The organism is Lactiplantibacillus paraxiangfangensis (genome assembly GCF_036246185.1).
Classification (GTDB): domain Bacteria; phylum Bacillota; class Bacilli; order Lactobacillales; family Lactobacillaceae; genus Lactiplantibacillus; species Lactiplantibacillus paraxiangfangensis.
Genome location: NZ_BTPW01000030.1, coordinates 20648 through 33740 on the forward strand (window position 1 = coordinate 20648; position 13093 = coordinate 33740).

Here is a 13093-nt window from a genome sequence, read left to right on the forward strand (position 1 = left end):
ATGAATTATCACAAGGAAGAATATTATACGAACCGTGAATTAAGCTGGCTCGATTTTAACTACCGAGTATTGGACGAAGCCCGTGACAAGGACAACCCGTTACTAGAACGCGTGCGCTTCTTGGGCATCACCCAAAGCAACCTTGACGAGTTCTTTACCGTCCGGGTCGCCTCACTCCGTAAATTAATGTCTGTTAACTACAGCAAGCCCGATCCCGCCGGCTTGTCACCGGAGCAACAGGTAAAGGCCATTAGTGATACGGCCCACGAAATGGTCAAGCGCCAATACAACACGCTGAACCGTTCACTGTTACCGCTGCTGGAACAACACGACATTCATCTTTTACAGATGGCCGACCTATCCGAAGCGCAACACACGTTTGTCAAAAACTACTTTGACGATGAACTTTACCCAGCGTTAACGCCCATGGCCGACGACTCATCCCGACCATTTCCATTTATCGGGAATAACACGTTAAACATTGCGTTACGCATCTATAAAAACGGCGATAAAAAGGACCGTAAATTTGCAACGGTTCAAGTTCCCGACGTTTTCCCACGGGTCGTTACGTTACCGGGCAAGCCTAACCAGTTCATCTTAATTGAAGACATCATTAAGGCCTTCGTCGGGTCCCTCTTCATCAACTACACCGTCAAAGAAACCAGCGCCTACCGCGTGATGCGTGACCTGGATCTTGACGTTGCCGAAGAAGATACGTCTGACCTCTTAAAGGAAGTTCAAAAACAACTGAAGATGCGTGAACGGGGCAAAGTTATGCGCCTTGAAGTTGAAAAGAGCATGAGTAAACACCAACGGGCCCGTTTATCTAAAGCCCTCGGTATTGAAGAAAGTGCCCTGTACATTATCAACGGACCGTTGAACTTAACTTTCCTATCGAAACTCGTTAAGGCCGTCAGTGGTCACGATGATTTAAATTATCCAAAGTATCACGCCAACTACCCGGCTGTTTATCAGGAACACCCGATTTTTGACATCATCAAGCAGCACGACGTTTTAATGCAGTATCCCTACGATGATTTCAAACCGGTGGTCGATTTCATTCACGAAGCCGCTGAAGACCACGACGTTTTGGCCATCAAGATGACGCTTTACCGGGTTTCCGCAGATTCGCCGATTATCAAATACCTCGGGCAAGCCGCGCAAAATGGCAAACAAGTGACCGTTTTAGTTGAAGTGAAGGCCCGTTTTGACGAAGAAAATAACGTCCACTGGGCCAAGAAGCTCGAAGAAATGGGCTGCCACGTCATCTACGGTTTAATCGGACTAAAGACGCACTGTAAGTTAGCCTTAGTCGTTCGGCGTGAAAATGAAGGCATCAAACGCTACATGCACATGGGGACTGGGAACTATAACGACGTAACCGCCCACTTCTACACCGACATGGGCCTGTTCACGGCCGATACCGACATGGGGATTGACGCCTCCAACATTTTCAACATGCTCTCGGGTTATTCGGAACCACCTTATTTCCATAAACTACACATCTCACCAGACGGCATTCGCGACTTTATCAACGAAAAGCTCGATGACGAAATTGCAATCGCAAAAGCTGGCAAACCGTCCCTAGTTCGGATGAAGATGAACTCATTGTCCGACCCACAAATTATCAGCAAACTCTACGAAGCATCCCACGCGGGTGTGAAGATTCAACTGATTATTCGGGGTATCTGCTGCTTAAAGACGGGGATTAAAGGTGTTTCTGATAACATTGAAGTTCATTCAATCATTGGCCGCCTGCTTGAACATAGCCGAATCTACTATTTCAGTAACGATGGCGAACCACAGATCTACCTATCAAGTGCGGATATGATGACGCGGAACCTTAACCGGCGGGTTGAATTGCTCTTCCCACTGCTTCAGCCAGAAATCAGCCGCCGTGCAATGGACATTTTTGAAACGATGTGGCAAGACAACGTTAAGACCCGGGTACTACAAGCCGATAACACCTATACAAAGGTTGACGGCCGGGGCTTAGAAATGTTGGATTCTCAGGACCACTTCATTCACGAAGCTGAACAAGAAGCACAAGCTGACCACAGTGAAGCGCAACGTACCAGTAACAGTCACCAATTTATTCCAATGATGAGTCCTAAAAATGAACCCAATCCCTTAAACGGAGAGGAAGATTAGTATGGAAAATTTTGCCGTCATTGATCTCGGCTCGAACTCATGTCGGATGACGATTACCCAGATCCAACCGGATGGTAGTTACACCGTGACCCACCGGTTAAAGGAAATGGTTCGTTTATCCGAAAATGAAAATATCGGGGAGGTGCCGACTCTACAGCCTGCCGCCATAGAACGCACCCTGACGGCACTAAGATCGTTCAAATCCGTGTACGACGAGTTGCCCAACTTAACGTTAACCGCGGTTGCGACCGCAGCCACGCGGAAAGCTAGCAACCAAAAGAAGTTTTTGAAACAAGTCAAAAACGAGCTCGGATTAGACATCGACGTTATTCCCGGGACAACCGAAGCCTATTATGATTACCTTGGCGTCGTTAACACCCTGCCAACAACCAACTGTGTGATGGTTGATACCGGTGGTGGGAGCTGTGAACTCGTCTTGATCATCAACGGGCAAGCTAAGGAATTAGTCAGTTTACCCATTGGCGCCGTTAGCTTATCCGAAAAGTTTGACTTGCGCGATAAGGTCGCAGCTAACGAGCTCTTTAAAACAATGACCTTTGTGGATAAATTGTTTAACAGCGTCTGGTGGTTACGCAACGGGTTGAACCTTCCCCTAGTTTGTCTTGGTGGGAGTAACCGAACCTTGGCAAAAATCAACCGGCGTAAAAATGACTTTTTAAACTTTGAAGACATCCACGGTTACCGGCTAAGAGACACCGCTATCTACGAAACTTTCGATGAAGTCTTAGGCAAGGATGCTGATCAACGAGCTGAAGTCCCTGGCTTGGCTAAGGATCGTGCCGATATTATTGTCGGCGGCATGATTCCCGCCATCACCCTTATGCGTTTTTTAGACTCCGATCGGATGATTTTCTCACAGAACGGGTTGCGCGAAGGCATCCTGTTCGAACACCTGACCCAGTTAGCCGCTCACAAGAAACAAACTGCACCAGCGGATTAATTCCGCGACTAAAAAAATCTTCCTACAAGGCAAATTGTCTTGTAGGGAGTTTTTTTTGATTGCTTTAATTAATCGCTCCGTCGGGTACTCGGAGGTTGACGCTGATAGGTATCGGTCGTGAAGGTGGTCTTAGGGCGGTGACTTTTTGCCGACCATAGACCACGGACGGTCCGGGACAATTGCGGTTTTTGCAATCGTTCCGGAATCGGGGTAAGACGTTCCTCAGGCTTGCCCCGGTCCCACGACCGCATGCTATCAGCGTCAACCGGACTATGTTAATTCACATTATTTTGAGTACCGTTACAATAACGTTGCTACTAGTCCTCTTTTTTAGCTTGGCGTTGTGCGGCCTGATCCTGATGCCAACTAGTTGGACTCCATAGTTGTCCTTCCATCGAGCCATGCAAACTTTCAATTTCAGCCTGTTGGTCACTAAGAACTTTAATAACCCCGTCAATAGTGTATTGGTTACCGTCCGTCCGCAAATCCTTTAATGCTTGAATCGCCCACGCAACTTGATCTTGTTCACTCATTTTAAAAACTCCTTTTACACTCAATTCATATTTTTCTTACATTGTACGCAATGTTTCTCGTTTAACCAACCATTTTGCCTAAAACTCAGTCCAACAAAAAAAGGCGCCACTGTTATAAATAACAGCAACACCCGCGTTAACGGTGATTACCCAACTGCCTGTTGGTCGTCATCGTATAATTTTTGTTGAATTTCGCGTAATTCTGACTTACGCACTGAACGTGGCAAGAATGCCCGAATATCTTCTTCGTTGTAGCCGATTTGTAAACGACGCCCATCATAAATGATTGGCCGTTTTAGTAGTTGTGGTTTTTCGACTAATAAATCTAACAATTGGTTAAAGCCAAGGTCAGACAAGTCAATGTGCAGTGCTTTGAAAGCCTTAGAACGCGTTGAAACGATGTCCTCGAAGCCATTTTCAGTGAGCCGGAGGATTTGTTTCAATTCATCGCGATCCAGAGGGTTAGCAATAATATCGCGTTCATTGAAAGTAATGTTGTTTGCAACCAACCATGCACGCGCACTACGGCTAGACTTGCTAGATGTTGAATAATATAAGTTTACTGTCACGATGAATTCCTCCTAAGTTTACAGTAAGTTACTTTATCACTTACTTTTATATAGTAAGTATACGAGATTAGTCAAGAATAGTCAAGGTTTGTCAGAACTTTTTTCTTGATTTATTTGTGACGATTATTTGACCATTTTTATCCTAACAATGCCCTTAGAATCGCAACGGACAAAAGCGGTATCTCTATGAGATACCGCTTTACCACTATACGATACTAACTGCCCGGGCTGGGATCGAACCAGCGACCTCTTGATTAACAGTCAATTATTCTACCGCTGAACTACCGGGCAATAACCTATGACTGTATTTATACACGTTTTTGGACATAATTACAACCTTTTTTGTAATTTTTTCAAATTATTTCCACATAATTAATAAACTGACTATCCCTATAGCGGATAGAGTCCAAGCCATGACATCACAGAAAAATCTTTTTGTTTTATAATTTTAGCAATCGCGTTTCTAATTTCTCCTTCGCTAAGATAAGTCTGCAAATTATAGTAGTATTCCCCCTTCTGATTTTGCATCGTCAGTTGCCACGCCCCTAAATCGGCCCATACATCCGTATCCGGGACCTGCTTTTGGTGCTTGAACACAATGTGCATCGTTGGCTTCCACGCTTCTTTGTCTTCACCGGTCAGTCGAATCAACCGCCGCACTTGACCGTGAAACCGAGCCGCCGCCGTCCCACAAATAACGATCGCGGCGACGATCAATCCCGCCCCAACGCCAAACGATCCTAATAACAGCTTTGTTAACAACGGTGTCACCGTCAAACGCCTCGTGGCTACTATCTCGAGGCTCATTAAGAGCCAAATACCAATGACCAAGCCATTCATCCAATTTAAGGCAACTTCCCGCGCATGCCGGTAAACGGCCAAGCGACAATGATTATCATTGCTGACGATTCGCTGAACCGGTCGGACTGGCGAATAGGCCACCGCCACTTTTCCGTTACGAAACGTAAAACTCGTCAGCGGGGGAAACACGTCGTTCATCGCCGTTAACACCTTCACGGGTAAGTATTCCGCTAAGACGTTTTCTGCATGCGCAACGGCCTCAAAATGGTACGTCATCCCTTTGATTGCTGTTAATTGATACCCACGCTGTGCTTGCCGGTTGAGCCAAGTATTTTCAGCGACAGAACCCTTTAAAAAGAACCGTGTTTTTTGCATGTCAGGAACCTCCTATAAATTAGAATCGCTAAATTGAATCCTAATTATATTCGGATTGGTCTATTTATAAAAGCATTCTCACATTTACGTTTGATTAGGTTACGAACCATTATGATTGGCTTTTCGTCACAAAACCTCCTTCAAATCGCCATCACAATTTCAATAAATTGGTATAGTTTAAAATTAATAAATCATCCGCCAACTCATCCTTATCGATCATTTATTAAATTCCTTATATTTATTCACAAAATCCGGTAGGCGTGCTAGTATCAATTCATAATACTTTCGTTAAAAAAATAATTTTTGGAGGAATTGAATATGCCTGCCGAATATATCATGGCCATTGATGAAGGCACCACGAGTACCCGGGCCATCATCTTTAACCACGCGGGCCAAAAACTCGCGGACTCACAACGCGAGTTTCCCCAATACTTTCCCCAGCCCGGCTGGGTCGAACATAATGCAAATGAAATTTGGAACGCGGTCTCCAGTACAATTGCCGACGTCTTAATTGAATCGGGCGTCCTGCCTGGTCAAATCAAGGCCATTGGGATCACTAACCAACGGGAAACCACGGTCGTCTGGGATAAAGAAACCGGACAACCCATTTATAACGCGATCGTTTGGCAATCACGCCAGACCGCGCCCCTTGCCGACCAGCTAGTTGAAAACGGTGCCGGCGAGATGATCCACCAGCGAACCGGACTCGTGACCGACGCCTACTTCTCCGCCACGAAGATTCGCTGGATCTTGGACCACGTCGACGGTGCCCAAGCACGGGCCGAGCGTGGCGAGCTCTTATTCGGAACGATCGACACTTGGCTCGTTTGGAAGCTAACCGGGGGAACGACCCACGTCACCGACTACACTAACGCTAGCCGAACGATGCTTTTTAACATTCACGACTTACAATGGGACCAAACGATTTTGGACCTCTTAAACATTCCCAAGGTCATGCTACCAACGGTGCGGTCTAATTCGGAAATTTACGGAACCACTAAGGATTACCTATTCTATAACTGCCAAGTTCCAATCAGCGGGATGGCCGGTGATCAACAGGCCGCGCTGTTTGGGCAAATGGCCTTTGAACCCGGCATGGTCAAAAATACTTACGGTACCGGTGCTTTTACCGTGATGAACCTTGGCGAACAACCACAACTTTCCGACCATAACCTGCTGACCACGATTGCTTACGGCATTGACGGTCACGTGAGTTATGCGCTAGAAGGCTCGATTTTCGTTGCGGGTTCTGCAATTCAGTGGCTGCGCGACGGGATGCAACTAGTCAAATCTGCGCCGGAATCGGAGACGCTTGCCAAGCAATCACATAATCATAATGAAATTTACGTTGTACCAGCCTTTACCGGACTCGGTGCGCCGTATTGGGATTCTGACGCCCGCGGAGCCGTCTTTGGACTGACCCGCGGTTCCACTAGGGCGGACTTCGTTAAAGCCACCCTGCAGTCGTTAGCCTACCAATCACGCGACGTTATCGACACGATGAAGCAAGATGCCGACATTGCCATGCCGATTTTAATGGTCGACGGCGGTGCGACCCGCAACGATTGGCTGATGCAATTCCAGGCTGATATTTCAGACGTGCAGATTCACCGGGCGGCGGATCTGGAGACGACCGCGCTTGGCGCCGCCTTCCTTGCCGGCTTGGCCGTGGGTTATTGGAAAGACCTCGATGAGATCAAGTCGATCCACCAAACCGGTGACGTCTTCAAGCCTAAAATGAGTGCCGCAGAACGCGACAACCTCTACACGGGCTGGCAAACAGCCGTTAAAGCGGCACAATTGTTTAAGCACGATCCTTATGAAAAATAGTCGTCATTAAGTCTAATTATAAAAAATAACGAACGAGTACTGCTACCAATCGGCGCAGTTGCTCGTTCGTTATTTTTTGACTAAAGGTTACAAATTGAAATTAAGTCCTATTTTTCAATAATCAGACTAAGGAAACTAGTCTCTATTAATTTAGTGGGGTCATTCCTGCTTAATTCAAAAAGTTATTTTGAGATAATCATACTCAGCGACGCCGGACAGAATCGGTGTGCTGTGTTGGCAAGAATGGTCGGCGTTCTTTAGCCAACCATTCTTGCTGGGCGCTTCAAAGACGTGGGCTATCGGCTTTGAAGCGCGGTCACAGACCGCACTGTGGCTGGGACCGCACCTCATAGCACACCGGTTCTGTCCGGCAAAGCGGATAATGTAAAAATGCCAAAGCGTGGACAGCCTTTCAGCTTAATCGTCCAATTCAGGTAAGAATCCCTGCCGACGGACAATTTGTAAAAACAGGTGCCGTTTAGCCGCTGAGCCTAACGCTTCGTTGGTCATGTGGGCTAAGCTTTCATCCCGTGCGTGACTCGTCCGCGCGTGATAATAGGCATGCAACTGCTGATCAAATTCAGTCAACGTCTGCTGATAACTTGTTGGTTCCTGATACTGGTCCTTAAAGAGAATGGCCGGTAAAGCTAGTCGTGGCTTTTTCTCTGGCCGCGCCTCTGGATAACCCAGTTGCAACCCAAATACCGGCAAAGTTAATGATGGTAAGTGCAATAAGTCAATCACCGCTTGCGTATCGTTGTTGATGGAACCAAGTACGACACTTCCTAGTCCTTGGCTTTCTGCAACCATCACCATCGCTGCCGTCATCAAAGTGGCGTCCTCGATGCTCCCCGCAAAACGGTCAAATTCGGTCAACGCCCGTTTGGCAGCCGTTCCCGGGGCTAAACTAGCATTACGATGCTGATCAGCCACAACCACCAGCAACCGGCCATTGTCACGGACGGTTGACATCGTAGTGATTTCAGCTAACTTCGCCCGCACTTCTGGCTTGGTAATTTCAATCAAGCTATAGGCCTGCAAGTATTGGCTCGTTGGCATTTGTTGCGCCGTTGCAATAATCTGATGAAAGCTTTCATCGGTTACCGGTTGCGTCGTAAACGTGCGCTGGGTCCGGTGGGCATTCAACGTTTCTGTGACACTTAAATTCAATTTAAATCCTCCTGTTTACGCTTTAATTCATGCGCCCAATCAGTCAGTTGGGGTAACACGTCCAAGTTGAGATTGAACACGATGCGTTCGCAAACCTGATCAATCTGAACGCTGCGAAAGAGCGGGTAGCGTACCCGCCCTTCAGGATGCGTCACCACGATACTTAAGCTCGTCAACTCGTCCAACGCTGTTTCCAATAAAGTAATCGCACGTTGGGGAAAATACTCGCGTTGTAGCGCCGGATCGTCTAGTGAACATCCCGTTAGTCGTTCAACATCTTGCCGGGTCAGTAGTAAGCTTTCCGAATGTTCTAAAATCAGCCGGGTCAAAATACTGATCGTTAATTGTGATTCAAACGCATTTCGGAACCGAAAGCGCGTTTGAAAGTGGTTCTGAATAAATTGTAATAGTTGGTTCTTCAATCACAGGTCCCTTTCTCTCGATAGACCAAGTTTGACCACATTTGACCGGCAAATAAAAAACACCAGTGACGACTGATGTTTAACAAATCCGGCTTGGATTACCCAATGTGGTTTTCCTTTAAGATCAAATTAACTTCTTCCTGCATTTCAGGGGTTTTCGTCCATTCATCCCAGTGATCCATTGATTCGTCTGGAATCGTGAACGTCTCATTCACGTACGCTTCGTACTTCGCAACGTGGGTTGAATGGGGAATATTTAATTGTAAAATCCGGACTTCCTTGATAAAGCCACGTTCAGCAGCCAGCTCGGCCCGCCCGTTCATCAGCATATTGCCAATTTCCATGTAAGAAGTCCCGTCATTACGGGTGATTTCTTGGATAAGATCTAACACTTCATGATTTTTCAAACTAATCCCTCACTTCAAATTTTAGTATAACGGGGCACCCGGAAGCTGTCAAAACCTAGCCCTGCGACGACGGAAGATGGGATTAGCCCTGTTTGAACCTGTTCCTACTTTGTGACAATTTTTCCAATAAAAAAACCACTATCCAAAGATAGTGGTCGGCATAAGAGAGAAAGAGAATTGATTAGAAGGTAACTAAATACCTTACAAACTAAGGATAAGCGAAAATGTAAGCGTTGTCAACAGTCAGTCAAAATAAATAGATAAATTATCTGAATTTAATATCGTTTTATCATTCACAAGTTTAAAACATCTAATCAATCGCCAAATAAGTGGATTGGCGCCAGTTATTTACCCAGCCTAGTTCGTACGTTCACTTTATTAAAACGGTCACGATTAGAACTTGGGTGTTTCTCAACGGACGGGTCCGTTAGCGAATTAACAACAATTTCATTTTCTAACTATCAATTATTTTAATTCACTAATTTATTTATTGGTTGGCCTCAATCTGATGCATGACGTATCGGACCACCTTAATGGCTGCCTGCCCGTCATCAATTGCACAAAAGCGTTCGTAAAACGCCCGAAACTTCGCATTTTGACTCATATCCGGTTGCCGCAAACCATTCCGGATATCTACCAATAGCTCGGCTTCGTTATGTGCGATTGTTCCTGGCAAGTCGCGCTCATAATCCAAGTAAAATCCGCGTAACTCGCCCTGATATAGCTGATAATCATACGGGTAAAATAAAATCGGCCGTTTCAAGTAGGCGTAATCAAAAAACACACTGGAATAGTCCGTAATCAGTAAATCTGAGACTAAGTATAAGTCTGAGATATTAGGATAACTCGACAGATCATAGACGAAGTCGCTGTATTCTGAAACGTCGAGAGCGTTTGAAATTAAGTAGTGCATCCGCAAAATCAAAACGGTATCTTCCCCAAAGCGCTGTTTAAAATCAGCCAAGCTAAATGGCAGTTCAAAGGTATACTTTCCCTTTTCCACGAACTGATTATCGCGATAAGTCGGTGCGTACATGACGACTTTTTTATCCAGTGGAATCTTTAATTTCTGTTTAATCGCCGTAATATCCGCCGGGGTCGCGTTGATCAATTCATCGTTGCGCGGGTACCCCACCTTCAGGATTTGATTATTAAATCCAAAGGCGGACCGGAAAATTTGTGTCGAATAATCGTTAGGACTAACTAAGGCGTCCCACCGGTTGGCTTCTTGAACAAAGTTTCGGTGGTAAGCCTCAGTAGTCGTCCCCGGCATCACAACGTTTTCAATATCCAGACCCAGTTTTTTCAGTGGCGTGCCGTGCCACGTCTGAACGTAAGTGACGTACTTAGGCTTTTTGACCCAGGCCGGAAAGCGCGCGTTACTAATCCAATACTGGGCTTTTTCCAACGTTCGGGCCCACCGTGCCGTCCGGCGAACAACGTACGCAATGTGGTTGGCCTTACAATAAGGAACCAACTCCCGCTCAACGGACCAGACAAAGTGAAATCCTGGATATAATTGCTTGAACATCTGGTAAATCGCCAGTGGACTATCACTGATCTGCCGCCCACCGAAGCTTTCAAAAATAATCGTCGTCGTGGCAAACGGTCGGTGTCCCTGCTTGAACAGCCACCGCATGTAGCGATTGCTTAGTTTCTCATGGAGTTGGTGTAACCCCAACTTGACACGCTCAGCCTTACTTCCTAGTGCAACGACCTTATGCTTCAAGGATACTGGGGCGTCAGTTTGAATCTGAATCCGCCCGTCCGTCGCTCGTTCAAGTCGCCCAATTCGGCCACTCGGCAAGACTTGTGCCCCGCTTTGGCCCGTTAGCTGACGGTCTAAAACCAAACGCTGACGGACGTGCTGAGAATGATAATCATATTCAACGTAGAGATTGTAGGGTCCCGCCTCCGTCAGATCAGCGATGGGCATCGTTACTGAAAATAGTCCCCGTAACAATTCGGTCGTCGTCGCATACTTAGTCACCGTTTCAGTCGTTGTATTTTCCAAAAGTAAGCATTGATTTCCAAGCGGTTGGTCATTGATTGCATTATGCCCCGTGATTGTCAGTCCGTCCTTCGTCAGGTTGATACTGTTGACCACGAACTCGTCTGGATTTTGCCCCGTATGAATCTCAAGCAACGCGTGATTTTGGCCGTCCGCATTAAATTGAAAATAACTATCCAATGTTAGTTGCTGGCGATCAGAAACGTATTCACTTTCAACTTCCAAGAGGTAGTGCTTGGTATCAACGTTAAACGTTAAGTACATTGCCCACGAAAACTCACGCTGGTCATCCTGCTCAAAAATAAACGCCGGCACTTCAATCGTCAAGTCAACCACGTGATGATGTTCTCGCCGTTTAATCGGCACACACCGTGACGCTTTAGCATTATTTTCCATAAAAATCATGGCAAGGTCGTTCACCACGAAAGGGACATCGATTAATTCAAGCGTCAACGCCTGTTGATTGCCATGTGAATGGACCTCTGACAAAATTGCTCGCATTAAGATTACCCCTTTCTAATAATTAAAAATCAACTGATCAGGCAACACCGCAGACATTTCAACGTTTTGACTGACAGCCACGTAAAGTCTAGAATCCGCAGCGCCCAACCGTTGCAGGGCATAGCGATAAAAATCATGAATGCCATTAAAGTCAGTTGCATCGACGTAATCCATGACTTTAAAAATCGTTGTCTGTTCATTACGCACGGTTAACGCCCCCGCCGACTCACGGGATTTCTTGCTAGGTAAAGCTTCTGACTGAGGTGCATCAAGGTCTGCAACTTGTAAATTGGCCGCGTCCTTGCCGTTGAATATCTTTTGAACGGGCTGTTCTTCGCGCATAAATCGGTAAACTAACTCACCTTGAGCGTTCAATAATAAAGTTTCTTTCAAAACTTCCGCCTGAAAATTGCTAATAGATACCGGACACCGTTGCTTTCCCCAAAAAACAACCTGTGTCAGTAAATTATCCTGATAAAAGTTTTGATAACTCAGTTGCTGATCCGCCGTAAAGTGGGCCTCTTCTAACAACTGGTCATCGTGCAAATATCGCACGACGGTTTCCGTTGCGGACGTGTGACGGCGCACCGTCAAATTAGTGTGATCAACCTGCATCCGCGTCCGTTCAGATAGCGGACTTCCCTGCTCATGACTAAAGATATCAAACAAGTCGGTAACCGTCACTAACGCTGGGTTAGTTGCAACCAAGGGTGCTAATAATTGATCAAAGGTAGTCCGTTCTAAAAAGTTTAAGTCCGCAAATAAAATTTGTACGGGAACTTGTTGTTCAAGTAACGCCCGTAGCTTGGCGCTAAAACCGTCCTGCTTAACATCGGTTAGCGCCGTTACTAAAAAAATCGCTGATTTCATTCCGACATCCCCCATAAAAGCAAATTTATATGGCTCTAGAATATTGGGTGTTGATGGATTTCCATCAACACCCAGTTTTTGTGTAAAATAAAAGGACACCCCCCAAATGCACCACCCGTACCGACCAAAGTAAAAGTAAAGGCAAGTGAGAAAAGATGTCCCAAAATCATTTTATCGAAGATACTCTTCAAATTAAAGACCCAAATATTATTTGTACTGATATTGATAGTAGTAATCCAAGCAAACAGGTCGTTCACGCTAAACTGACCTATCCTTTAAAGAACTGCCCACTTTGTGGCCAGCCCGACGTAGTGCGTTTTGGGACTAATCTAATTAATGTCAGAATGCCTCCAGTCAAAGAACGACCAATTATTTTAAAATTGCGTAAGCAACGTTATCGTTGTAAATCCTGTAAGCATACTTTTAGCGCACAAACATCATTAGTTAAACCACATTGCCAGATATCAGAAGATACGAAGCAAATGATTATCT

At 45.9% G+C, this 13093-nt stretch carries 12 protein-coding genes and 1 tRNA gene; 4 read left to right on the plus strand and 9 right to left on the minus strand.

Annotated elements, in window-relative coordinates; translation table 11 throughout:
- Together AAA939_RS13290 and ppx are read left to right on the plus strand one after the other, a co-directional pair.
- Window positions 1–2151: an RNA degradosome polyphosphate kinase gene (locus AAA939_RS13290; protein ID WP_338211029.1), complete on the plus strand. Its 2151-nt coding sequence runs from the start codon at window positions 1–3 to the stop codon at window positions 2149–2151.
- A 1-nt stretch (window position 2152) separates the two neighbouring features.
- Window positions 2153–3112, plus strand: coding sequence for an exopolyphosphatase (ppx, locus tag AAA939_RS13295; RefSeq protein ID WP_338211028.1), 960 nt, complete (start codon window positions 2153–2155; stop codon window positions 3110–3112).
- Between the two features lie 317 nt (window positions 3113–3429).
- Here the strand turns inward: ppx and AAA939_RS13300 are convergent, their stop codons facing one another.
- From AAA939_RS13300 to AAA939_RS13315, 4 genes are all read right to left on the minus strand, one after another.
- Entirely contained in the window at window positions 3430–3645 is a 216-nt protein-coding gene (locus AAA939_RS13300) for a hypothetical protein (RefSeq protein WP_338211026.1), read from the minus strand.
- Between the two features lie 146 nt (window positions 3646–3791).
- A complete protein-coding gene (locus tag AAA939_RS13305) occupies window positions 3792–4214 on the minus strand; it encodes a Spx/MgsR family RNA polymerase-binding regulatory protein (protein WP_057706773.1) in 423 nt (140 codons plus the stop codon).
- 219 nt (window positions 4215–4433) lie between these two features.
- A tRNA-Asn gene (locus tag AAA939_RS13310) sits at window positions 4434–4505 on the minus strand.
- A gap of 99 nt (window positions 4506–4604) precedes the next feature.
- Window positions 4605–5390: a hypothetical protein gene (locus AAA939_RS13315; RefSeq protein WP_338211023.1), complete on the minus strand. Its 786-nt coding sequence runs from the start codon at window positions 5388–5390 to the stop codon at window positions 4605–4607.
- Window positions 5391–5708: 318 nt separating this feature from the next.
- On the opposite strand from AAA939_RS13315, the gene glpK reads away from it, so the two are divergent.
- Complete coding sequence (gene glpK, locus AAA939_RS13320) at window positions 5709–7220, plus strand: glycerol kinase GlpK (protein ID WP_057706775.1); 1512 nt, start codon at window positions 5709–5711, stop codon at window positions 7218–7220.
- A 417-nt stretch (window positions 7221–7637) separates the two neighbouring features.
- Here glpK and AAA939_RS13325 read toward each other — a convergent pair whose 3' ends face one another.
- The 5 genes from AAA939_RS13325 to AAA939_RS13345 all read right to left on the minus strand — a co-directional run bounded on the left by AAA939_RS13325 (window position 7638) and on the right by AAA939_RS13345 (window position 12601).
- Complete coding sequence (locus AAA939_RS13325; protein ID WP_338211021.1) at window positions 7638–8390, minus strand: nitroreductase family protein; 753 nt, start codon at window positions 8388–8390, stop codon at window positions 7638–7640.
- Window positions 8387–8812 (minus strand): hypothetical protein, encoded by a 426-nt coding sequence (locus tag AAA939_RS13330; protein WP_338211019.1) that lies wholly within the window; start codon window positions 8810–8812, stop codon window positions 8387–8389. Before AAA939_RS13330 ends, AAA939_RS13325 begins: the two co-directional genes overlap by 4 nt.
- A gap of 98 nt (window positions 8813–8910) precedes the next feature.
- Window positions 8911–9219, minus strand: coding sequence for a hypothetical protein (locus AAA939_RS13335; protein WP_057706778.1), 309 nt, complete (start codon window positions 9217–9219; stop codon window positions 8911–8913).
- 487 nt (window positions 9220–9706) lie between these two features.
- Window positions 9707–11731 (minus strand): CDP-glycerol glycerophosphotransferase family protein, encoded by a 2025-nt coding sequence (locus AAA939_RS13340; protein WP_338211016.1) that lies wholly within the window; start codon window positions 11729–11731, stop codon window positions 9707–9709.
- A 15-nt stretch (window positions 11732–11746) separates the two neighbouring features.
- A complete protein-coding gene (locus tag AAA939_RS13345) occupies window positions 11747–12601 on the minus strand; it encodes a hypothetical protein (protein ID WP_338211014.1) in 855 nt (284 codons plus the stop codon).
- A 155-nt stretch (window positions 12602–12756) separates the two neighbouring features.
- Between AAA939_RS13345 and AAA939_RS13350 the strand changes: the two genes are divergently transcribed.
- Window positions 12757–13093, plus strand: a 337-nt coding sequence (locus AAA939_RS13350) for a transposase family protein (RefSeq protein ID WP_338230934.1), incomplete at its 3' end; no start/stop codon positions are given.